Genomic DNA, 22104 nt, shown 5'->3' with positions numbered 1-22104 from the left:
CCATGACGGCGCTACACTGGAAGGCGGATTCCTCAGCCAGGTAATGCCCCATGCCCTACGATAGCCGTGACGATATTCCCGAGAGCGCGCGCAAGGTGCTGCCGCCCCATGCCCGCACCATCTACAAGGAGGCGTTCAACAGCGCCTGGGCGCAGTACAAGAACCCCGAGGATCGCCGCGGCGACAGCTCCCGCGAGGAGGTCGCCCACGCCGTGGCGTGGAAGGCCGTCGAAGCCAAGTACACCAAGGGCGACGACGGCAAGTGGCATCCCAAGGCATGACGCTACCCCGCCGGGATAAGTGCTTGTCGGGAGGTTTTGTTAAATGGTGAGTGGTTCGGCAAACGCGATGGCTTGCCGTCCGGCTCACTCGGCGTAGATCATCTTCCTGGTCATCCCCCCATCGACGCTGATGTGCTGCCCAGTGATGAACCCCGCCTTGTCGCTGGCCAGAAAGGCCACGGTGGCCGCGACGTCCTGCGGCTCGCCCACACGCCCCACCGGGTGCTGCATGCGGTCGATCTCGCGGTGCTCGGGCTGGGTGCGCTTTTCCGCCTTCTGCCACGGGCCGGTCTCGATCCAGCCGGGGCAGATCGCATTGACCCGAATCTCCGGCCCCAGGCTGACCGCCAGCGCGTGGGTCATCGCCAGCAACCCGCCCTTGGCCGCAGCATAGGATTCGCAGTGGGGCTCAGACTGCAGTGCGCGGGTCGAGGCGATGTTGACGATCGCACCGTGGCGCTGACGCAGGCCGGGGATGGCGGCCCGGGTGCACAGGAAGGCGCCGGTCAGGTGGCTCTCCTGCCAGCGGCGCCAGTCGGTCAGCGCCAGCGCCTCCAGCGGTCCGCACTCGGGGTCGGCGATCCCGGCATTGTTGACCAGTAGATCGAAGCCGTCGGCCTTGCCGTGCTCCTGCTGCCAGCCGTGGATATGCGCAAACGCCTCCTGCACCTGGAGCTCGTCGCCGACGTCGACCACCATTGCCAGCAGCGGCGCGTCGATGTGCGCCTCGTCGAGTTCGGCGACCGCTTCGGGGTCGCGATCCAGGGCGGCGACGCGCCAGCCCTCCGACAGCAGCAGCTCGACCGTGGCGCGGCCGATGCCCTGGGCGCCGCCGGTGATGATGGCGAGCGGTGTGGTCATGTGTTGGCTTCCTCTGCGTGGCGGCCGTGGCCGCGTTCCCTGTGGCTATTGCGCGGTGTGGCATCGTCGAGATGCCGTGGTCTTATTCGTGGCCGTCTGCTTGGCTGTATTCATGGCTTTACCGGGCCGCGGCACATGGCGGCCCGGCGAGGGAGGCATGACGATGCTCACGCCTCCAGGCGCTCATGCCTTGAGCCGCTCAGGTTTCTAGCCGATCAGGTCTCCAGCAGAAAGGTGACTGGCCCATCGTTGGTCAGCGACACCTGCATGTCGGCGCCGAAGCGCCCGGTGGCGGTTTGCGGCCAGGCGGCACGTGCTTGATCCAGCAGGTAGTCGAACAGCTCGCGCCCCAGCGCCGGCGGCGCGGCGCTGGAGAAGCTCGGCCTCAGCCCCTTGTCGGTGGCCGCCACCAGGGTGAACTGCGACACCAGCAAGAGCCCGCCCTCGGCCTGCTGCAGGTTGCGGTTCATGCGTCCCTCGGCGTCGCTGAACACCCGGTAGTGGAGCAGCTTGTGCAGCAGGCGATCGGCGCGGGCGCGGTCGTCGTCGGCGGCGACGCCGATCAGGGCCAGCAGCCCGTGGTCGATCGCGCCGATGCGTTCGCCGTCGACCGCTACGCTGGCGTGAGTGACGCGTTGAATCAGGGCTCGCATGGTAGGGCGGGGCTCCATCAGGGGGCGCTGAACGAGCCCCAAGCTTAGCACCGCTCGGCACCATCGGCAGGTCGTGCGCGTGATGAGCCCGAACCACGCTCCGGACGAGGCAAGACACGGTGTTACGTGGCAGACACCGGGCTTTACGCGCTAACCTTGGGTAAGCGCCCTGCAGTCGTGGCGCCGCGCTGCGCGCGCCGGCGAGTCATCCGGAGAGCGCCGCCGGCGGTGGGCACGGGAGCGGTGGCGCGGGCAACGACTCCTTTTGATAACAAGGACAACGTCATGAACTCGACTTCTGCCAAGCGCGACGCGCAGCGCTCCCGCGGCGGGTTTCTCGGGGCCCTGCTGGCGCTGGATCGGCTGCTGGGTCTGCTCGAACGCGTGGTGATCGGCGGCTGCATTCTGGCCATGGCGCTGTTGATGAGCGCCCACGTGGTCGGCAACCTGCTGTTCAATCAGGGTATCGCCGGCACCTACGAGATCACCGAGATGCTGATCGTGGTGATCACCTTCGTCGGCGTGAGTTACGCCGCCCGCCACGCCCGCCACATCAGCATGTCCGCGATCTACGATCAGCTCGAGGGTCGCGCACGCAAGACGCTGCTGATCGTGATCTCGCTGGGTACGGCGCTGTTGATGTTCTACTTCTGCTTCAAGTCCTTCGAGTACGTGGTGGCTTTGCAAGATCGCGGTCGTACCAGCGCGGCGCTGCACATTCCCTTCTGGATGGTCTATACCGCGCTGCCGATCGGCTTCGTGCTGGCGGGTATCCAGTACGTGCTTACCGCGCTGCGCAATATGATCAGTCCCGGCGTGTGGCGCTCGCTGACCGAGCGCGAGGGTTACGACGACAGCGTGCTGGACGACGCGGCCGCCGAACGCGCCGCCGACACCCATCCGTGAGTTGGGCGGGGCAGGGGTACTATCCAGGGGCTGGCGAGCCTGCCGCGTGGCATCGGGTTGCGGCCGCCCCCGCGCCGGGCGCGACGATGACGATGCCCATACCGACCACGCCAATCGCGACCACGCCAATAACGACAATCGAAGAAGGATGCCTCTCATGCTGATGGGATTGGGCTTGATCATGCTGGTGCTGCTCCTGCTGGGCTTCCCCATGATGGTGCCGCTGGCGGCCGGTACGCTCTATATGATGTTCACCGGCATGACGTTCTTCGGCCCCGACCAGGCGGTCAGCTGGATGATCAGCGGCGTCGGCAGCTGGGTGCTGGCGGCGGTGCCGATGTTCATCTTCGCCGCGGATATCCTGACCAAGGGGCACACCGCCAATCGTCTGCTCGACGTGGTCGATGCTTTTACCCGGCATCTGCGCGGCGGCCTGCCGATCACCACCGCGGCCTCCTGCGCCCTGTTCGGCGCAGTCTCCGGTTCGACCCAGGCGACGGTGGTGGCGATGGGCGGGCCGATGCGCCCGCGGCTGTTGAAGAAGGGCTACTCGGACGACTTCACCCTGGCCCTGATCATCAATGCCAGCGACATCGCGCTGCTGATCCCCCCGAGTATCGGCTTCATCATCTACGGCGTGGCGATGCAGACCTCGATCGGCGATCTGTTTCTCGCCGGTATCCTACCGGGGCTGCTGATCCTGGCGCTGTTTGCGCTCTACTGCTGGATCGACTCGCGGATCAAGGGGATCGACCCCGAGCCCAAGGCGAGCTGGGGCGAGCGTGCCCGGGCGCTAAAGCGGGTGATCCTGCCCATGGGCTTCCCGCTGCTGGTGGTGGGTGGTATCTACGGCGGCTTCTTCAGCGCGGTAGAAGCGTCGGCGGTGGCGGTGGCCTATGCGCTGCTGCTGGAGGTGGTGATCTATCGTCAGGTATCGATCCGCGATCTCGGCAGCATCGCTCTTTCCACCGGTCTGATCACCGCGGTGGTGTTCATCCTGGTGGCGATCGGCGCCGCCTTCTCCCAGGCGCTGGCGACCGCCGGAGTGCCTAACCAGATTCTCGGGCCGCTGATCGACTCGATCGGCGACAATCAGTTCCTGGCGCTGCTGTTGATCGCCGCGGCGTTCTTCGTCGGCTGCATGTTCGTCGATCCGATCGTGGTGATCCTGATCCTGGTGCCGATCTTCAAGCCGCTGGTGCAGTCCGCTGGGCTCGATCCGATCCACGTCGGCGTGATCGTGACCCTGCAGGCGGCGATCGGCTCGGCCACGCCGCCCTTCGGCTGCGATATCTTCACCGCCATCGCGGTATTCCGGCGCCCTTACATCGATGTGATCCGCGGCACGCCGCCGTTCATCGTCATTCTGCTGCTGGCGACGCTGATCCTGATCGCTTTCCCTGAGATCTCGCTGCTGCTGCCGTCGCTGGGCGGTGACTAGCGCTCATTTCCAAACCCCCTGATGGTAGGTGCCGGGGGCAGTGCAAAGCGAGGGTCCTTTGCCAGGGATGGCAAAGGTAGCGCCCAAGGACGGGTTTACAGCGCTCTCGCGATGCCAGAGCCGCTGGGGAGCCAGCAGGGCGAGACACCAAGATGAGACAGCAAGAAAAGCGCCCCGCCAGCACGATGCTGGCGGGGCGCTTTTGGTTTCGGCTTGCAGAGTAGCGAGGGCCGGGCGCTCAGGCGAGCGCCCGGGGGGCGGGGTCGATCAGCTGCTCTGGCTGTCGTCGCCCGACTTGTCGCCGCGCGCTTTTTCCTGCTCGAGCAGAATGTCCAGCGCCTTGCCACCACGCTCACCGACCAGATTGACGAAGTCATCGCGGATCGGCTTGGCGAGCTTGCGGAACTCGTCGCGCTGCGCCTGATCGAGACGAATGATCTTGATGTCACTCTTGTCTTCGATGGTCTTCAGACGATCCTGATTGAGCTGCTTCTGGATCTCGTCACCTTTCTTGACCATCTCGTGGATGGTGGTGTCGAGGAGCTTGCGCTGATCGTCGGAGAGGCCGTCGTACCAATCCTCGTTGGCGATCAGGTTGGCGATGAACTGCGACTGCTCGGCGAAGATCATGTAATCCTGGACTTCGTAGAAGCCCATGTTCTCGTGGGCCCAGACCGGCTGGATATTGCCCTCGGCCTGACCCTGCTGCAGGGCGCTGTAGAGCTCGCCGTAAGCGATGGTGATGGGCGAGGCGCCGTAGGCCTGATAGGTCGCGCGCAGCAGGCTGTTGTCCATCACCCGAATCTGCAGCCCCTTCATGTCCGCCGGGGTGTGGATGGCCTTGTTGGCGGTCCATACCTGGTAGCCTTCGGGCAGTGCCGCCAGCGGTACCAGGTCGCGTGAGCGGAACGACTCCTGCCAGGCATCGCTTTTCATGAAAGCGTCGGAGTTGAGGATCTCGGCCGTCTCCAACTGGTCGTTGGGCATGACGTAGTTGAGGCTCATCAGCTGACTCTCGGGCACCGTGCCACCGAGGAAGCCCGAACCGAAGGAGAGCGGGATGGAGCCGTTCTGGATGGCGTCGTAGAGCGTCGAGTAGCTCGACCCCCAGACGCCGTAGGGCAGGATCTGTACGGTGATGTCACCGTCGCTCTTCTTTTCGATGAGCTGCTTGAAAGCCTGTGCGTATTCGTACTGCACGCTGCCTTCCGTCTCTTCGAGGCCGAATCGCCAGGTGTCGGCGAGGGCGACCGAAGCGCTGCCCATCATGCTCAGGGCCAGAATACCGGTGGCGATATGTCGCGTCTGCATACGGATACCTCTAGTAGGTCGTTGTATTTAATCGTTCTTTCAATCCCATTTCAGAAGATAACAGGAAGCCGGAGTGTCAAATCGCGTGACGCGATGGTGGCTTCCCGTGATCGCGCTGTTTCACTGTATCACGTTAGCCGTTATCTACCGGTCGCGCCCGGCGATGGCCATTGGGGCGAGGCCACCCAGCCCGAATCCGGCGTTACCACCAGGCGTGGAAATGATGCGGTGGCCCCCTTGCCTTGGCCCACGTCGAGACGCTCGCCGCCGCCAGGGCCGCGTGCAGCCACTGCTTGGCGGCCTCGATGGCGCTCTCCACCCGGGTCTCCGGGCTGGCCGGCGATGGCTCGCTGCCGCGCTCGCCCGCGCCAGCTCGGCGGCGATCGCCGAGGAGAGCGCACAGCCCGCGCCGTGCAGGTTAGGGTCTCCAGCCGTGGCGCGTCGAGCCAGCGGCTGCCGTGGGGTGTCCACAGCAGATCGGGGCAGGGCAGCGCGCCTGATCCAGATGGCCGCCCTTGAGCAGGCCGTAAGGGGCACCGAGTGCGGCCAGCTCGCCGAGCAGCGCCTCCATGTCCGTGGCCGAGCGCGGCGTGTCGCGGCGCGCAGGGCGGCGGCTTCCGGCAGGTTGGGGGTGATCACGTCAGCCAGCGGTACCGGATGTCGCGTACCGCGGCAAGCCCGGCGTCGTCGACCAGACGGTCCCCGCTCTTGGCCACCATCACCGGGTCGAGCACGATCCAGCGCGGGCGCCGCGCGATGAGTCCGGCGGCCAGGGTCTCGGCCACCTCTCGGCTGGCGACCATGCCGATCTTGACCGCGTCGATGGCGACGTCGCCGAGCAGGTTGTCGAGCTGGGTGCGGATCATCGTCGCGGAGACCGGCTCCACCCGCGCGACGCCACGGGTATTCTGGGCGATGACCGCAGTGATCACGCTGGTGGCGTAGGCACCGAGGGCGGAAAAGGTCTTGATGTCGGCCTGCAGGCCGGCGCCGCCGGAAGGGTCGGAGCCGGCGATGGTGAGGACGTTGGGCGGGCGGGAAAAAAAGCATGTCGGGTCGTTGCAACAGTGGCTAAAAGGACTAGCCTAAAGTAAAGCAAAGCGCCGTACGGCCGATAGGAAGTTCGTTGCCAGATCGTGCGCTGCTAGATCACTCGCCGCGAGGGGGCGTTGCAGAGATGGCGCGTTGCCGAGATGGCGCGTTGTGTCGGTCACCGGCTCCACTATGACGCCTGTCGTGGACAGGGCCCTGGTTGTAGAGCGATTGCCGGGGCGTTTGCGCGGCCTTTTGAAAGTTTTGCAATTGGACGAATTAGCAAGCTGACGGCGCATGGGAATGGGCGTAAAGTAGTAAAATTACGAATACGCAACCGCGCGTCGAAGCGTCGTTCGGTCAGCCGTCTGTCTCGCCAGCGCCCGCAGGCGCCGCGGGATCACCGTGTGAGGGAGCACATGTCCGACCAAGTCACCGCCTGGATCGCTGAATATTGGGCCACGGGGCTGTTCGTGGTCGCGGTCATCGCACTGTGTGGCTTCATGATCGGCGCCGCCAGCCTGCTCGGCGGCAAGAGTCATGGACGCAGCAAATCCCTCCCGTTCGAATCCGGCATCGTCGGTGCCGGCAGCGCGCGCCAGCGCTTCTCGGTCAAGTTCTATCTCGTCGCCATGCTCTTCGTGATCTTCGATATCGAGGCCGTTTACCTGTTCGGCTGGGCCGTCTCCGTACGTGAGGTGGGCTGGACGGGATTCGCCGGGGCGGCAGTATTCATCCTCATTCTACTGGCAGGCCTGGTCTACGACGCCCGCGTCGGCGCGCTCGACTGGGCGCCGCGCAAGCGCGGGCGCGAAGACGCGTCGCGTGCGCGCGAACTGGCTGCCGTACCCGGTGCCGAGCGCCATGCGCGCTGACCCGGGCGAGAACGACCGCATGAACGGTCGTCGATCAACGATTATTCGGCATGCCGGCGTCCTGACCGGCCGACATGCCCATGACCGCTACTTTATCTGGCTTGTCGAGGCTGACCATGCAATACACCCTGACCCGAGCGGAGGGAGGCGACACCGCGTCTGATCGCTATCCTCTCGATCAACGCCAACGCGTCGACGACCCCATGCGTGAACAGGTTCACCGCAACGTGTTCATGGGCAAGCTCGAAGACGTCCTCAACTCGGCGGTGAACTGGGGCCGCAAGAATTCGCTGTGGCCCTACAACTTCGGCCTCTCCTGCTGCTACGTGGAGATGACCACGGCGTTCACCGCGCCCCACGACGTCGCCCGCTTCGGCGCCGAGGTCATCCGTGCCTCCCCGCGCCAGGCCGATTTCATGGTCATTGCCGGCACTTGCTTCATCAAGATGGCCCCCGTCATCCAGCAGCTCTACGACCAGATGCTCGAACCCAAGTGGGTCATCTCGATGGGCTCCTGCGCCAACTCCGGCGGCATGTACGACATCTATTCGGTGGTTCAGGGCGTCGACAAGTTCCTGCCCATCGATGTCTATGTGCCCGGCTGCCCCCCCGCCCGGAGGCCTTCCTGCAGGGGCTGCAGTTGCTCCAGGACTCGATTCAGGAAGAGCGGCGGCCGCTCTCCTGGGTGGTTGGCGACCAAGGCGTCTACCGCGCGGAGATGCCCTCCCAGCGCGAGAAGCATCGCGACCGGCGGATTGCGGTCAAGGAGCTGCGGACCCCGGACGGCATCTAAGCGACGCCTGGCGTGCAGCACTGACGCTGTTTTTCGTGGCCATCGCTGAGATGACCGTTGATCTATTGACCGGGACCGCCTGCCATGACCGCAGCCGATGACACCATGAATTCTCGTGCCGCCGCGCCCGCCGCCGACGTGGTGGCGGAGCTTTGCCGGCACTTCGGCGACGCCGTGTTCACGCCGCAGGAGACGCTCACCGGCATGCCGGTGGTATGGGTCGCCCGCGAGCGCCTGCGCGATGTGCTCGAGCGCCTGCGCCGGCTCGAGGGGCCGTTCTCGATGCTCTTCGACCTCAGCGCGGTCGACGAGCGCCTGCGTACCCACCGCCGCGGCCTGCCGCCGGCGGACTTCACTGTCTTCTACCAGTTGCTGTCGGTGGAGCGTAACGCCGACATCATGCTCAAGGTGGCGCTCTCTGAGCGCGACCTGACGCTGCCTTCGGTCAGTGATATTTTCCTCAACGCCAACTGGTACGAGCGCGAGGTCTTCGACCTCTTCGGCATCCACTTCAGCGGCCACCCGCATCTGACCCGCATCATGATGCCGCCGACCTGGAGCGGACATCCGCTGCGCAAGGACTACTCCGCCCGCGCCACCGAGTTCGACCCCTACACCCTGACCGTCAAGGGCCAGGAGGTGGAGCAGGAGGCGCTGCGTTTCGACCCCGAGGCGTGGGGCATGAAGCGCCAGGGCGAAGAGACCGAGTTCATGTTCCTGAACCTCGGCCCCAACCATCCCTCGGCCCACGGCGCCTTCCGTCTCGTGCTGCAGCTCGACGGCGAAGAGGTGGTCGACTGCGTGCCGGACATCGGCTACCACCACCGCGGTGCCGAGAAGATGGCCGAGCGCCAGTCGTGGCACAGCTTCATCCCCTATACCGACCGCATCGACTACACCGGCGGGGTGATGAACAACCTGCCCTACGTGCTGGCGGTGGAGAAGCTGGCCGGCATCACCGTCACCGATCGCGCCAAGACCATCCGCGTGATGATGGCGGAGATGTTCCGCATCAACAGTCACCTGCTGTTCCTGGGGACCTATCTGCAGGATCTGGGGGCGATGACCCCGGTATTCTTCACCTTCACCGACCGCCAGAAAGCCTACGAGGTGATCGAGGCGATCACCGGGTTCCGCATGCACCCGGCGTGGTATCGCATCGGCGGCACCGCCCACGACCTGCCGAAGGGTTGGGACAAGCTGGTGCAGGGCTTCGTCGACTGGATGCCCAAGCGTCTGGCGGAGTACGAGAAGGCGATGATGGAGAATGCCATCGTGCGCGACCGCACCCGCTTCGTCGCTGCCTTCAATACCCGCGAGGCGCTCGACTGGGGCGTCACCGGTCCTAATCTGCGGGCCACCGGGCTCGACTTCGACCTGCGCAAGAAACGCCCCTACTCCGGCTATGAAAACTTCGACTTCGAGGTGCCCACCGCCGTCAATGGCGACGCCTTCGACCGCGGCATGATGCGGATCGAGGAGATGCGCCAGAGCGTGCGCATTCTGCAGCAGTGCATCGATCACATGCCCGCCGGTGACTACAAGGCGGACCATCCGCTGACCACGCCGCCGCCGCGGGAGAAGATGCTGCAGCACATCGAGACCCTGATCACCCACTTCCTGCAGGTCTCGTGGGGCCCGGTGTTGCCGGCCAACGAGTCGATGCAGATGATCGAGGCGACCAAGGGCATCAACAGCTACTACCTGACCAGCGACGGCAGCACCATGAGCTACCGCACGCGGATCCGCACGCCGAGCTTCCCCCATCTGCAGCAGATCCCGGCGGTGATGCGCGGCGGTTTCGTGCCGGATCTGATCGCGCATCTGGGCAGTATCGACTTCGTCATGGCCGACGTGGATCGATGAGGCCGCTGGAGAGACCGTTATGACGCAAAATACAGCCACCATCGCCAGCGACGCCTTCGTCCTCGACCCCGCCGACCGTGCGGCGATCCTCGAGGAGCGTGCGCACTACCCCTATCCGCAGGCGGCCAGCATCGAGGCGCTCAAGATCGTGCAGAAGCGCCACGGCTACGTGCCCGACGGCGCGATCCCGGCGATCGCTTCGACGCTGGGCATCAAGGTCGCCGACGTCGAGGGCGTGGCCACCTTCTACAGCTTGATCTTCCGGCAGCCGGTGGGGCGCCACGTGATCCTGATCTGCGACAGCAGCTCGTGCTTTCTTACCGACTATGAGCAGCTGCGCGACGCGCTGATCGACCACCTCGGCATCCAGATGGGCCAGACCACGGCGGATGGGCGTTTCACCCTGCTGCCGGTGTGCTGCCTGGGGGCTTGCGACCGCGGGCCGACGCTGCTGATCGGCGAGGACCTGCACGGCCCGGTCACCCCCGAGGCGCTGCCGGCCCTGCTGGAGGCCTACGCATGAGCCCGATGCCCAAGACGCGGGAGAATCCGAGATGAGCCGCATTCTGCAGCCGGCCAGCGAACGCCGTGCCGAGACCCATCCGCTGACCTGGCGCCTGCACGACGATGCCAGCCCGGTGCTGTTCACCGAGTATCGCGACACCGGCGGCTACGCCGCGGTGACCAAGGCGCTGGGAGCAGCACACCTACGAGAGCCTGACCACCGAGGTGAAGGGCGCCAACCTGCGTGGACGCGGTGGCGCCGGCTTCTCTGCCGGCATGAAGTGGAGTCTGACCGCCAAGGGCGACGACGTGCCGCGCGGCTATATCGTCTGCAACGCCGACGAAATGGAGCCGGGCACCTTCAAGGATCGCCTGCTGATGGAGCAGCAGCCGCACCTGCTGATCGAAGGCATGATCCTGGCCGGCTACGCCAACCGCTCGAAGCAGGGCTATATCTTCCTGCGCGGCGAGTATCACCGCGCTGCCGCCTCGATTCTGCGCGCGCTCGACGACGCCCGCGCCGATGGCTGGCTGGGTGCAGACGTTCGCGGCAGCGGTTGGGACTTCGATATCGCCCTGCACACTGGCGCCGGGCGCTATATCTGCGGCGAAGAGACCGCGCTGATCAACTCGCTGGAGGGCAAGCGCGCCAACCCGCGGGCCAAGCCGCCCTTCCCGGGGCAATCCGGCGCCTGGGGCTGCCCACCGTGGTCAATAACGTCGAGACCCTGTGCAACGTGCCGGGCATCGTCAACCACGGCGCCGACTGGTTCCAGGCGCTCTCCGGCGAGCGCAGCAGCGACGGCGGCACCAAGCTCTACGGCGCCTCGGGCAAGGTCCAGCGCCCGGGGCTGTGGGAGCTGCCGATGGGCACCACCGGGCGTGAGCTGTTCGCGCTCGCCGGCGGCATGCGCGATGGGCTGACGCTCAAGAGCTGGCTCCCCGGCGGTGGCAGTACCGGCTTTCTGCTGCCGGAGCACCTCGACCTGGCGCTCGACTTCGACACCATCGGCAAGACCGGCAGCCGCCTCGGCACCGGCTTGATCACCGTGGTCGCCGACGACCAGAGCATGGTCTCGCTGACGCGCAATCTGGAAGAGTTCTTCGCCCGCGAGTCCTGTGGTTGGTGCACCCGTGCCGCGATGGCCTGCCGTGGAGCGTCAAGTTGCTGCGCGCGCTGGAGGCGGGCACGGGCGAGCCCGGCGATATCGAGCTGCTCAAGCAGATGGCGCGGGACCTGGGCCCCGGCAAGACCTTCTGCGCTCATGCGCCAGGCGCGGCGATGCCGCTTTCCTCGGCGATCCACTATTTCCGTGACGAGTTCGAGCGCGGCATCACCCGGCCCCGGGGCGAAGCGCACGCGGACCCGATTCCGGTCGGCAGCATCTAGGAGGCGCGTGACGCTATGGCCACCATTCATGTCGACGGCAACGACTACGAGGTCGAAGACAGCGACAACCTGCTCCACGCCTGTCTCTCGCTGGGCCTGGACATCCCCTATTTCTGCTGGCACCCGGCGATGGGCAGCGTGGGGGCCTGCCGCCAGTGTGCGGTGAAACAGTACAAGGACGCCGACGACACCCGCGGCATGCTGGTGATGTCGTGCATGGCGCCGGTGAAGGATGACGCCTACATCTCTATCGACGACGAGGAGGCCAAGGCCTTCCGCGAGACGGTGATCGAGTGGCTGATGGTCAACCATCCGCACGACTGCCCGGTGTGCGAGGAGGGCGGCCACTGCCACCTGCAGGATATGACGGTGATGACCGGCCACGACCGGCGCCGCTATCGCTTCAAGAAGCGCACCCACCGCAACCAGTACCTGGGGCCCTTCGTCGCCCACGAAATGAACCGCTGTATCACCTGCTACCGCTGCGTGCGCTTTTACCAGGACTACGCCGGCGGCGAGGATTTCGGCGCCTTCGGGGCCCACGACAACGTCTACTTCGGGCGCTATGAAGAGGGCACCCTGGAGAGCGAGTTCTCCGGCAACCTCACCGAGGTGTGCCCGACAGGGGTGTTCACCGATCAGACCCACTCCGATCACTACACCCGCAAGTGGGATCTGCAGTTCGCCCCCAGCATCTGCCACCAGTGCGCCAGCGGCTGCAACATCAGTCCCGGCGAGCGCTATGGCGATATCCGGCGCATCGAGAATCGCTACAACGGTGACGTCAATCGCTACTTCCTGTGCGACCGCGGCCGCTTCGGTTACGGCTACGTCAACCGCAAGGATCGTCCGACCCGGCCCGAGCTGTTCCAGCGTAGCCAGCGCGGCGTTGCCGCCCAGGGCGTGACCCTGATGGAGATCGACGAGGCGCTCGACCGTGCCGCCGACGCGCTGCGCGGCGCCAAGCGGCTGATCGGCATCGGCTCGCCGCGGGCCAGTCTCGAGAGCAACCACCGCCTGCGCGAGCTGGTCGGTGCGGAACGCTTCTCCACCGGCATCGAGGCCGGCGAGCTCGAGCGCTTGCGGCGCATGGAAGCACTCAACCGCGACAGCGGCGTGGCCACCCCGAGCCTGCGTGAGATCGAGGCGTGCGATGCGGTGCTGGTGCTCGGCGAGGACCTGCTTCAGAGCGCCGCGCGGCTGGCGCTGTCGGTGCGCCAGGCGGTGCGCGGCAAGGGCGTCGAGCTGGGCGCCGAGCGCGGTATCCCCGAGTGGAACGCCGAAGCGGTCAAGACCATCGCCCAGGACGCGGCGTATCCGCTGTTCCTGGCCACCCCGGAAGCGACCAAGCTCGATGCCATCGCCACCCGCACTCGGCGTGCGGCACCCGACGACATCGCGCGGCTGGGCTTCGCCGTGGCCCACGCCCTCGATCCCACCGCACCGGCGGTCGAAGGGCTCGATGATGACACTCAGACCCTGGTCGGTGAGATCGCCGATGCGCTGCTGGCCGCCGAGCGGCCGCTGGTGATCGCCGGTGAGGCACTCGCCTCGCTGGCGGTGATCGAGGCCGCGGGCAACGTGGCCCGGGCCCTGGCGCGGCGGCAGAAGGCCGGCGCCGGGCTGACCCTGGTGCGCCGCGAGGCCAACAGTGTCGGCCTCGGCCTGCTCGGCGGCGAGTCACTCGACTGGGCCCTGGCCCAGCTCGAGCAGGGCGACGCCGACGGTGTGGTGATTCTGGAGAACGATCTCTATGCGCGGCTGCCGGCGGCGAAGATCGACGCCGCGCTGGATCGGGCCAGCGCGCTGGTGGTGATCGATCACCAGCGCACTGCGACATGGGAGCAGGCCGACATCGGCCTGCCGGCGGGCACCTTCGCCGAGAGCGATGGCACCCTGGTCAGTCTGGAAGGCCGCGCCCAGCGCTTCTACCAGGTCTTCGACCCCAGCTATCTGCGCCCCGACACGCGCATCCGCGAGAGCTGGCGCTGGCTGCACGCGCTGCAGGCGACCCTCGAGCGCCAGCCGATGACCACGATACTGTTCGACGATCTCACCGAGGCGGTGGCCGGCGCGGCGGCGGTGTTCGCGCCGCTGCACCACGCCATGCCCGAGGCCCAGTTCCGCATCCACGGTCTCAAGCTGGCGCGCGAGCCGCACCGCTACAGCGGGCGCACCGCCATGCGTGCCAACCTCGATGTCAACGAGCCGCGGGCGCCGGTGGATCTGGACACCCCCTTCGCGTTTTCGATGGAGGGCTACGCCGGCTACCGCGAGCCGCGCCGCGAGGTGCCGTTCGCCTGGGCCCCGGGCTGGAACTCGCCACAGGCGTGGAACAAGTTCCAGGACGAGGTCGGTGGCCATCTGCGCGCCGGCGACCCGGGCATCCGCCTGTTCCGGGACGCCGGCGCCGGCGAGGCCGCCTACTGTGATGCGATCCCCGCGGCCTTTGCCGCGCGCGACGGCGAGTGGCAGATGATCGCGCTGCCGCAGCTGTTCGGCGGCGACGAAACCTCGCGCCGCGCCGAGCCGATCCAGGCGCGTATGGCGCCGCCGGCGGTGACGCTCAACGACGCCGACGCCGCGGCGCTGGGTATTGCCGCCGACGACCCGGTGGCGGTGAGTTTCGCCGACACCCGCATCACGCTGCCGGCGCGCCTCGGGCGTGACCTGCCGCGGGGCCTGGTGGCGCTGCCCCAGGGCACGCTAGAGCCGCTGATGGGGGCGCTGCCGGCCACTCTCGGCTGGGGGCGTGTCGCCCTCGACACCGCGGCCGCTGATGGGGAGGCGCAGGCATGAGCTGGTGGACACCTCAGGTAGAGGCGACCCTGATCGCGATGATCCAGGCGGTGGTGATCCTGCTCGCGGTGGTGGTCTCCGGGGCGCTGCTGAGCATGATCGAGCGGCGTCTGCTGGCGCTGTGGCAGGATCGCTATGGCCCCAACCGGGTCGGCCCCTTCGGGCTTCTGCAGATCGCCGCCGACATGCTCAAGATCTTCTTCAAGGAGGATTGGATCCCGCCGTTCGCCGATCGCACTTTCTTCGTGCTGGCGCCGGCCATCGCCATGGCGTCGCTGCTGCTGTCGTTCATGGTGATCCCGATCACCCCGAGCTGGGGCGTGGCGGATCTCAACATCGGCATCCTGTTCTTCTTCGCCATGGCCGGCATCAACGTCTATGCGGTGCTCTTCGCCGGTTGGGCCAGCGGCAACAAGTACGCCCTGCTGGGGGGCGCTGCGCGCCTCGGCGCAGACGCTCTCCTACGAAGTCTTCATGGGCCTGGCGCTGATGGGCATCGTCGCCATGACCGGCTCGTTCAACATGCGCGATATCGTCAACGCCCAGGAGAACCTGTGGTTCATCGTGCCGCAGTTCTTCGGCTTCTGTACTTTCGTCATCGCCGGCATCGCGGTCACCCACCGCCATCCGTTCGATCAGCCGGAGGCGGAGCAGGAGCTGGCCGACGGTTACCACATCGAGTATTCGGGGATGAAGTGGGGCATGTTCTTCGTCGGCGAGTACATCGGCATCGTGCTGATCTCGGCGCTGCTGGTGACGCTGTTCTTCGGCGGCTGGCACGGGCCGCTGCTGCCGCCGATCGTCTGGTTCCTGCTCAAGACGGCGTTCTTCGTCGTGCTGTTCGTGCTGCTGCGCGCGCGCGCTGCCGCGGCCGCGCTACGACAAGGTGATGAGCTTCGGCTGGAAGGTCTGCCTGCCGCTGACGCTGATCAATCTGCTGGTTACCGGGGCGATGATTTTGCTCATCGACCCGAGCACATAAGGGAGGGAGCTCATGCTGAGTCAGATCAAGAAGATCGTCACCGGTACCGGGACGCAGCTGCGCACCCTGTGGATGGTGTTCAGCCACGCCTGGCGCGTAAGCGCGAGACGCTCTCGTATCCCGAGGAGCAGGTCTATCTGCCGCCGCGCTACCGCGGGCGCATCGTGCTCACCCGCGATCCCGACGGCGAGGAGCGCTGTGTCGCCTGCAACCTGTGTGCGGTGGCCTGCCCGGTGGCGTGCATCTCGCTGCAGAAGGGCGAGCGTGACGACGGCCGCTGGTACCCGGAGTTCTTTCGCATCAACTTCTCGCGCTGCATCTTCTGCGGCATGTGCGAGGAGGCGTGTCCGACCTCGGCGATCCAGCTGACGCCGGACTTCGAGATGAGCGAGTTCAGACGTCAGGAGCTGGTCTACGAGAAGCAGGATCTGCTGATACGGGCCGGGCAAGGATCACAACACCAACTTCTACCGTGTCGCCGGGCTGTCCATCGCGGGCAAGGACAAGGGGCAGGCGCAGAACGAGGCCGAGCCGATCGATGTGAAGTCGCTGCTGCCGTGAGGCGTTGTCCACGCACTGCCGTGCGTCGGCCGGTGGCGGGCCGGTGGCGGGCGGTCGCGCCAGCGCCGCTGAGCGGGACGCTGCGGGGCAGGCGAGAGTCGGGTAGCCAGTTTGTCGGGGAGAAAGTCATGCAACTCGCGTTTTACTTGAGCGGTCTGGTCGCGATACTGGCGACCTTGCGCGTGGTCACCGGGACCCATCCGGTCCACGCGCTGCTCTATCTGATCGTGTCGCTGATCAGCGTGGCGATGGTGTTTTTGCCCTCGGCGCCCCCTTCGCCGGGGCGCTCGAGATCATCGTCTATGCCGGCGCGATCATGGTGCTGTTCGTGTTCGTGGTGATGATGCTCAACCTGGGCGAGTCGGCGGTGGAGCAGGAGCGTGCCTGGCTCGCGCCCAGACTGTGGGTGGGGCCGGCGGTACTCGCCGGGGTGCTGCTGGTGGTGATGGTGGTGACCCTGGCCCGTGGCGCCTACGACGGCACCATCAGCGGCGAGACGCTGACTGCCAAGATGGTCGGCATCACGCTGTTCGGCCCCTACCTGGTGGTGGTCGAGCTGGCGGCGATGCTGCTGTTGGCGGCGCTGGTGGCCGCCTCGCATCTGGGTCGCAGCGAGGCCCATGATGAAGCGGACCTGGCGCGTGAACGCCAGCGCGAGCGGGCCGACAAGATGGCTGCGGCCAACACGGCTTCCCACAACGCGGCGGCCAGCACGCGGTCGGGCGCCGCGGCAGGCGACGAGACGGCGGATCGACAGGGGGGAGGGGCATGAGCGGCATACCCATGGAGCATGGCCTGCTACTGGCGGCGATTCTGTTCGTGCTGGGGCTGGCTGGACTGATGACGCGGCGCAACATGCTGTTCGTGCTGATGAGCCTGGAGATCATGATGAACGCGGCGGGGCTGGCGTTCATCGTCGGCGGCACCCACTGGCACCAGGCCGACGGCCAGGTGATGTTTTGATGGTGATCACCCTGGCGGCGGCGGAAGCGAGCGTGGGGCTGGCGCTGCTGATGCAGCTCTACCGGCGCTTCAAGACTCTCGATATCGATGCGGCGAGCAGGTTGCGCGGATGAACCACTTCACAGACATATTGCTGACGGGCACCTTTCTCTTCCCGCTGCTGGGTGGCGTCATTCTGGCGCTCTCCTTCGGGCGCCTGAGCGAGCGCGCCAGCGCCACCGTCGGGGTGGTCTCGATCGGGCTCGCCGCGCTTTGCACCCTGGGGGTCGGCCTCGATTTCTACGACCACGGCCAGGCGGCGCATACGCTGACCCTGTGGCACTGGATCTCGGTGGGCAATTTCCAGCCCACCGTGGGGCTGATGCTCGACGGCCTGTCGCTGACCATGCTCGGGGTGATCACCGGGGTCGGCTTCTTCATCCACCTGTTCGCCGCCTGGTACATGCGCGGCGAAGAGGGGGTGACGCGCTTCTTCTGTCACATGAACCTGTTCGTGTTCAGCATGATCCTGCTGGTGCTGGGCGACAACCTGCTGCTGCTCTACTTCGGCTGGGAGGGGGTGGGGCTTTGCAGCTATCTGCTGATCGGCTACTACTACCGCACCCCGGCCAACGGCTGGGCGGCGTTCAAGGCGTTCGTGATCACCCGTACCGGCGATGTCTTCCTCGCCATCGGCATGTTCCTGCTGTTCGTCCATTTCCTGTTTTCCAGCTTTCAACCTCTGTTGGTACGGGCGCCGGAGCTGTGGGTCCAGGGCGACCCGATGGCCCAGTTGACGGCGCTGATGCTGCTCGGCGGCGCGGTGGGCAAGTCTGCCCAGCTACCGCTGCAGACCTGGCTCGCCGACGCCATGGCCGGCCCCACGCCGGTATCGGCGCTGATCCACGCGGCGACCATGGTCACCGCCGGGGTCTATCTGATCGCGCGTACCCACGGGCTGTTCGAGCTGGCGCCGGACGTGCTGCTGCTGGTCGGGGTGGTCGGGGCGCTGACGCTGACGCTCGCCGGCTTCGCCGCCCTGGCGCAGACCGACATCAAGCGCGTGCTGGCCTACTCGACCATGAGCCAGATCGGCTACATGTTCCTGGCGCTGGGCGTGGGTGCCTACAGCGCGGCGATCTTCCACCTGATGATTCACGCCTTCTTCAAGGCGCTGCTGTTCCTCTCCGCCGGCTCGGTGATCATCTGCACCCACCACGAGCAGGACATGCGCCGGCTCGGCGGGCTGTGGCGCAAGCTGCCGCTCACCTACGCCGGCTTCGTGGTCGGCGGGTCGGCGCTGGCGGCGCTGCCGCTGGTCTCCGCTGGTTTCTACAGCAAGGATGCGATCCTGGTCTCGGCGCTGGGCGCCGGACACTCGGTGCTGATGGCGGCAGGGGTGTTCGGTGCGCTGCTCACCTCGATCTACACCGTGCGCCTGATCCTCGGCACCTTCCACGGCCAGCCGAAGAGCGATCACGCTCGCGAGGCGCGCGCTGACAAAGGGCTGGTTCACGGTGTGCCGCTGGTGGTGCTGATCGTGCTGTCGACTGCGATCGGTGCCCAGATCACGCCGCCGCTGAGCAATGTGCTGCCGGCTGGCCCCAGCACCGAGGGGGCCGGCGAGCACATCCTCGAGCTGGTGGCCATGGTGGTGTCGGTCGGCGGCGTGCTGCTGGCGCTGTGGCTGTTCCGCCGCCGGCGCGATCTGATCCGGCGCGCGGTGGCCGATCGGCGCGGCAACTGGCTGTGGCACTTCTGGCACGACGCCTGGGGATTCGATGCGCTCTATGACTGGCTGTTCGTGCGCCCTTATCGCGGCCTGGTACGGATCAACCGCGGCGACTGGATCAACTCGCTGTGCAATCTGCTGCCGTGGCTGGCGCGCCTCTCCCACGACGGGTTGCGTCTGACCCAGACCGGACGGCTGCGCCACTACGCGGTATCGATGGTGCTCGGCGCCACGCTGCTGCTCGTCTATCTGCTGGTGGGGTGAGGCGATGCGCGCGCAGCAAGCAAGAGAGACGGGACGTTTGGCGGTGAACGCTCGAACGACGCTTTTCACATCATCGCGGGTGGCTGATTCATGATTCTGGTCTGGCTGATTCTGATCCCTTTCATCGGCGGGCTGCTGTGCTGGCAGGCCGAACGCTTCGGCGACCGGGCACCGCGCTGGATCGCGCTGGCTACCATGCTCCTGGAGCTGGTGATGGTGCTCGGGATCTGGGCGGGCAGCGACTTCCCGCTGCCCGCCCAGGGCGCCACCCACGCCTGGGTGCTGGAGTGGCAGGCCAACTGGATTCCGCGCTTCGGGATCAAGCTGCACCTGGCGCTGGACGGGCTGTCGCTGCTGATGATCGCGCTGACCGGGCTGCTCGGGGCGATGGCGGTGGTCTGCTCGTGGAACGAGATCGTGCGCCGGGTCGGCTTCTTCCATCTCAACCTTTTGTGGATCCTGGGCGGGGTGGTCGGGGTGTTCCTCTCCATCGACCTGTTCCTGTTCTTCCTGTTCTGGGAAATGATGCTGGTGCCGATGTACTTCCTGATCGCGCTCTGGGGCCACAGCGGCTCCAAGGGGAGCTCGCGCATCGGGGCGGCGACCAAGTTCTTCATCTACACCCAGGCCAGCGGCCTGATGATGCTGATCGCGATCCTCGGGCTGGTGTTCGTCCACCACGCGGCGACCGGGGTCTACACCTTCGCCTACGGCGATCTACTGAATACGCCGATGGACCCGCAGGTGGCGTGGTGGCTGATGCTCGGCTTCTTCGTCGCCTTCGCGGTCAAGCTGCCGGTGGTGCCGCTGCACGGCTGGCTCCCCGACGCCCACGCCCAGGCGCCCACCGCGGGCAGCGTCGACCTTGCCGGTATTCTGCTCAAGACGGCGGCCTACGGCATGCTGCGCTTCGCGCTGCCGCTGTTCCCCGAGGCGTCGCAGGCGTTCGCGCCGGTGGCGATGACGCTGGGGCTGATCGGGATCTTCTACGGCGCGATCCTGGCCTGCGGCCAGCAGGACCTGAAGCGCCTGATCGCCTACACCAGCATCTCCCACATGGGCTTCGTGCTGATCGGGATCTACGCCGGTACCGAGCTGGCGCTGCAGGGCGTGGTCGCGCTGATGGTGGCGCATGCCTTCTCCGCCGCCGGTCTGTTCATTCTCTCCGGCCAGCTCTACGAGCGCCTGCACACCCGCGACATGCGTCAGATGGGCGGGCTCTGGGGGCGTATCCGCGGGCTGCCGGGCTTCGCCCTGGTATTCGTGGCGGCTTCGCTGGGGCTGCCGGGTACCGCCAACTTCGTCGGCGAGTTCATGGTCATGTTCGGCAGCTTCGGCGTCGCTCCCTGGACCGTGGCGATCGCCAGCGTGGGGCTGATCCTGGCCGCGGTCTACTCGCTGTTCATCATGCAGCGGGTCTACTACGGGCCACCCAAGGAGGAGAGCTCGCTGGGCGGGCTGGATCGACGTGAGCTGGCGCTGCTGTTCGGTATCGTGGCGCTGGTGATCTTCTTCGGGGTCTATCCGCAGCCCATGCTGGAGACCTCGGCCGGGGCGATGCAGGTGGTGCAGCAGAGCTTTCAGCAAGCCGGTGCGATGATGGGAGGTGCACAATGATGGCGGCGCTGATGGCGATCTCTCCGCTGATTCTGGTCTGTCTCACCGTGATCGTGGTGATGCTCTCGATCGCCTGGCGGCGGCACCATGCGCTGAGCGCGATACTCACCGCGGTCGGTCTCAACGCGGCGCTGCTGGCGCTGTTGTTCGGCTGGTCCCAAGGGACTGTGGCGGTCACCGATCTGCTGGTGGTCGACGACCTGGCGCGTTTCGGTGGCGTACTGGTGCTGATGTCGACGCTCGCCTGCGTGACCCTGGCGCACCACTACCTGGAGGGCTACGAGGGCCCGCGGGACGAGTTCTACCTGCTACTGACGAGCGCCGCCGCCGGGGGCCTGGTACTGGTTTCGGCGCGCCACATGGCGACGCTGTTCTTCGGGATCGAGCTGCTGTCGATGCCGCTGTTCGGGATGCTCGCCTACACCCTGCGCGACCGCGGTGCGCTAGAGAGCGGCATCAAGTACATGGTGCTGTCGGCAGCGGCCACTGCCTTTCTGCTCTTCGGCATGGCGCTGCTCTACGCCATGACCGGTACCCTCGACTTCGACACCCTGGGTCAGGCGCTGGCGACCCAAGGCAGCGACCCCTGGCTGCTGGCCGGTGCCGGGCTGCTGCTGGTGGGGCTGGCGTTCAAGCTGTCGATCGTACCGTTCCACCTGTGGACGCCGGACGTCTATCAGGGCGGACCGGGGCCGGCGACCACCTTCCTCGCCACCGCGAGCAAGGTGGCGGTGTTCCTGGTCCTTTTGCGCCTGTTCCAGTCGGCGCTGGCGCTGCACGAGAACTGGTGGCACGACCTGCTCGGCGTGATTGCCGTGGTGACCATGCTGGTGGGCAACCTGCTGGCGCTGACCCAGAACGACCTCAAGCGGCTGCTCGGCTACTCCTCGATCGCCCATTTTGGCTATCTGCTGGTGGCGCTGGTGGTCAATCAGGGCCTGGCGGTGGAGACGGTGGGGGTCTATCTGGTGACCTACGTGATCACTACCCTGGGTGCCTTCGGCGTGGTCACGCTGGTCTCCAGCCCCTACACGCCCACCGGCGGCAGCGCCGATGCCAGCCCGCTGCACCACTACCGTGGCCTGTTCTGGCGCCGCCCCTACCTGACCGCGGTGATGACCGTGTCGATGCTGTCGCTGGCGGGGATTCCCTTCACCGCCGGCTTCATCGGCAAGTTCTACATCATTGCCGTGGGTGTGGAGGCGCATCGCTGGTGGCTGGTCGGCGCCGTGGTGCTGGGCAGCGCCATCGGGCTCTACTACTACCTGCGGGTGATGGTGACGCTGTTCCCACG

At 66.5% G+C, this 22104-nt stretch carries 16 protein-coding genes and 6 pseudogenes; 17 read left to right on the top strand and 5 right to left on the bottom strand.

The annotated features are described in order from the left end of the window. Window positions 1-50: 50 nt before the first annotated feature. Window positions 51-281 carry a putative cation transport regulator ChaB gene (gene chaB / locus CN538_RS06095; protein ID WP_106418866.1) on the top strand — a complete coding sequence of 77 codons (231 nt, stop codon included), beginning with the start codon at window positions 51-53 and terminating at the stop codon, window positions 279-281. 84 nt (window positions 282-365) lie between these two features. Here chaB and CN538_RS06090 read toward each other — a convergent pair whose 3' ends face one another. Beyond that, the gene (locus tag CN538_RS06090; RefSeq protein WP_106418865.1) at window positions 366-1142 is read right to left on the bottom strand and encodes an SDR family NAD(P)-dependent oxidoreductase; all 777 of its coding nucleotides are present in this window, start codon (window positions 1140-1142) and stop codon (window positions 366-368) included. Window positions 1143-1357: 215 nt separating this feature from the next. After that, on the bottom strand, window positions 1358-1795 hold the full coding sequence (dtd, locus tag CN538_RS06085; RefSeq protein WP_106418864.1) for a D-aminoacyl-tRNA deacylase: 438 nt from the start codon (window positions 1793-1795) through the stop codon (window positions 1358-1360). 285 nt (window positions 1796-2080) lie between these two features. On the opposite strand from dtd, the gene CN538_RS06080 reads away from it, so the two are divergent. Both CN538_RS06080 and CN538_RS06075 read left to right on the top strand, forming a co-directional pair. Next, a complete protein-coding gene (locus tag CN538_RS06080) occupies window positions 2081-2701 on the top strand; it encodes a TRAP transporter small permease (RefSeq protein WP_106418863.1) in 621 nt (206 codons plus the stop codon). A gap of 157 nt (window positions 2702-2858) precedes the next feature. After that, a complete protein-coding gene (locus CN538_RS06075) occupies window positions 2859-4142 on the top strand; it encodes a TRAP transporter large permease (protein WP_106418862.1) in 1284 nt (427 codons plus the stop codon). A gap of 267 nt (window positions 4143-4409) precedes the next feature. Here CN538_RS06075 and dctP read toward each other — a convergent pair whose 3' ends face one another. From dctP to thiD, 3 genes and pseudogenes are all read right to left on the bottom strand, one after another. Beyond that, window positions 4410-5453 carry a TRAP transporter substrate-binding protein DctP gene (dctP, locus tag CN538_RS06070; RefSeq protein ID WP_106418861.1) on the bottom strand — a complete coding sequence of 348 codons (1044 nt, stop codon included), beginning with the start codon at window positions 5451-5453 and terminating at the stop codon, window positions 4410-4412. A gap of 417 nt (window positions 5454-5870) precedes the next feature. Continuing rightward, a pseudogene (locus CN538_RS22095) lies at window positions 5871-6092 on the bottom strand (hypothetical protein); the annotation flags it as partial. Then, complete coding sequence (thiD, locus tag CN538_RS22090) at window positions 6089-6424, bottom strand: bifunctional hydroxymethylpyrimidine kinase/phosphomethylpyrimidine kinase (RefSeq protein WP_277985153.1); 336 nt, start codon at window positions 6422-6424, stop codon at window positions 6089-6091. The gene thiD and the pseudogene CN538_RS22095, both read right to left, overlap by 4 nt. A gap of 480 nt (window positions 6425-6904) precedes the next feature. Between thiD and ndhC the strand changes: the two genes are divergently transcribed. From ndhC to nuoN, 14 genes and pseudogenes are all read left to right on the top strand, one after another. After that, window positions 6905-7360 (top strand): NADH-quinone oxidoreductase subunit A, encoded by a 456-nt coding sequence (gene ndhC, locus CN538_RS06060; RefSeq protein WP_035476122.1) that lies wholly within the window; start codon window positions 6905-6907, stop codon window positions 7358-7360. Between the two features lie 116 nt (window positions 7361-7476). Then, window positions 7477-8153: pseudogene (locus CN538_RS06055) on the top strand (NuoB/complex I 20 kDa subunit family protein). Window positions 8154-8237: 84 nt separating this feature from the next. Continuing rightward, entirely contained in the window at window positions 8238-10019 is a 1782-nt protein-coding gene (gene nuoC, locus CN538_RS06050; RefSeq protein ID WP_106418860.1) for an NADH-quinone oxidoreductase subunit C/D, read from the top strand. Window positions 10020-10038: 19 nt separating this feature from the next. Further along, a complete protein-coding gene (gene nuoE / locus CN538_RS06045; RefSeq protein WP_106418859.1) occupies window positions 10039-10542 on the top strand; it encodes an NADH-quinone oxidoreductase subunit NuoE in 504 nt (167 codons plus the stop codon). 257 nt (window positions 10543-10799) lie between these two features. Beyond that, a pseudogene (locus CN538_RS26685) lies at window positions 10800-11138 on the top strand (NADH-quinone oxidoreductase subunit F); the annotation flags it as partial. A 550-nt stretch (window positions 11139-11688) separates the two neighbouring features. Next, window positions 11689-11913, top strand: coding sequence for an NADH-ubiquinone oxidoreductase-F iron-sulfur binding region domain-containing protein (locus tag CN538_RS26680; protein WP_479725166.1), 225 nt, complete (start codon window positions 11689-11691; stop codon window positions 11911-11913). A gap of 15 nt (window positions 11914-11928) precedes the next feature. Continuing rightward, window positions 11929-14712 carry an NADH-quinone oxidoreductase subunit NuoG gene (nuoG, locus tag CN538_RS06035; RefSeq protein ID WP_106418858.1) on the top strand — a complete coding sequence of 928 codons (2784 nt, stop codon included), beginning with the start codon at window positions 11929-11931 and terminating at the stop codon, window positions 14710-14712. Continuing rightward, window positions 14709-15089: pseudogene (locus CN538_RS26675) on the top strand (NADH-quinone oxidoreductase subunit H); the annotation flags it as partial. The gene nuoG and the pseudogene CN538_RS26675, both read left to right, overlap by 4 nt. Window position 15090: 1 nt before the next feature. Next, window positions 15091-16596 (top strand): NADH-quinone oxidoreductase subunit NuoI, encoded by a 1506-nt coding sequence (gene nuoI, locus CN538_RS26670; RefSeq protein WP_479725165.1) that lies wholly within the window; start codon window positions 15091-15093, stop codon window positions 16594-16596. Further along, complete coding sequence (nuoJ, locus tag CN538_RS06020) at window positions 16548-17027, top strand: NADH-quinone oxidoreductase subunit J (protein WP_479725170.1); 480 nt, start codon at window positions 16548-16550, stop codon at window positions 17025-17027. Before nuoI ends, nuoJ begins: the two co-directional genes overlap by 49 nt. Further along, a pseudogene (gene nuoK / locus CN538_RS06015) lies at window positions 17024-17331 on the top strand (NADH-quinone oxidoreductase subunit NuoK). The gene nuoJ and the pseudogene nuoK overlap by 4 nt, the downstream one beginning before the upstream one ends. Next, window positions 17328-19193: an NADH-quinone oxidoreductase subunit L gene (gene nuoL, locus CN538_RS06010; RefSeq protein WP_106418857.1), complete on the top strand. Its 1866-nt coding sequence runs from the start codon at window positions 17328-17330 to the stop codon at window positions 19191-19193. The pseudogene nuoK and the gene nuoL overlap by 4 nt, the downstream one beginning before the upstream one ends. Window positions 19194-19283: 90 nt before the next feature. Further along, complete coding sequence (gene nuoM, locus CN538_RS06005; RefSeq protein WP_106418856.1) at window positions 19284-20810, top strand: NADH-quinone oxidoreductase subunit M; 1527 nt, start codon at window positions 19284-19286, stop codon at window positions 20808-20810. Then, window positions 20807-22063, top strand: a pseudogene (gene nuoN, locus CN538_RS06000) (NADH-quinone oxidoreductase subunit NuoN); the annotation flags it as partial. The gene nuoM and the pseudogene nuoN, both read left to right, overlap by 4 nt. Window positions 22064-22104: the final 41 nt, after the last annotated feature.

Origin of the sequence: Salinicola tamaricis, from assembly GCF_003006155.1 — a bacterium.
In the GTDB taxonomy this organism is placed as follows: Bacteria; Pseudomonadota; Gammaproteobacteria; order Pseudomonadales; family Halomonadaceae; genus Salinicola; species Salinicola tamaricis.
This window is presented reverse-complemented; position numbering and strand designations above follow the sequence as displayed.

Coding starts and splice junctions, on each gene's coding strand:
- chaB (WP_106418866.1), top strand. CDS start 51: ATGCCCTACGATAGCCGTGACGATATTCCCGAGAGCGCGCGCAAGGTG.
- CN538_RS06090 (WP_106418865.1), bottom strand. CDS start 1,142: ATGACCACACCGCTCGCCATCATCACCGGCGGCGCCCAGGGCATCGGC.
- dtd (WP_106418864.1), bottom strand. CDS start 1,795: ATGCGAGCCCTGATTCAACGCGTCACTCACGCCAGCGTAGCGGTCGAC.
- CN538_RS06080 (WP_106418863.1), top strand. CDS start 2,081: ATGAACTCGACTTCTGCCAAGCGCGACGCGCAGCGCTCCCGCGGCGGG.
- CN538_RS06075 (WP_106418862.1), top strand. CDS start 2,859: ATGCTGATGGGATTGGGCTTGATCATGCTGGTGCTGCTCCTGCTGGGC.
- dctP (WP_106418861.1), bottom strand. CDS start 5,453: ATGCAGACGCGACATATCGCCACCGGTATTCTGGCCCTGAGCATGATG.
- ndhC (WP_035476122.1), top strand. CDS start 6,905: ATGTCCGACCAAGTCACCGCCTGGATCGCTGAATATTGGGCCACGGGG.
- nuoC (WP_106418860.1), top strand. CDS start 8,238: ATGACCGCAGCCGATGACACCATGAATTCTCGTGCCGCCGCGCCCGCC.
- nuoE (WP_106418859.1), top strand. CDS start 10,039: ATGACGCAAAATACAGCCACCATCGCCAGCGACGCCTTCGTCCTCGAC.
- nuoG (WP_106418858.1), top strand. CDS start 11,929: ATGGCCACCATTCATGTCGACGGCAACGACTACGAGGTCGAAGACAGC.
- nuoI (WP_479725165.1), top strand. CDS start 15,091: ATGCGGTGCTCTTCGCCGGTTGGGCCAGCGGCAACAAGTACGCCCTGC.
- nuoL (WP_106418857.1), top strand. CDS start 17,328: ATGAACCACTTCACAGACATATTGCTGACGGGCACCTTTCTCTTCCCG.
- nuoM (WP_106418856.1), top strand. CDS start 19,284: ATGATTCTGGTCTGGCTGATTCTGATCCCTTTCATCGGCGGGCTGCTG.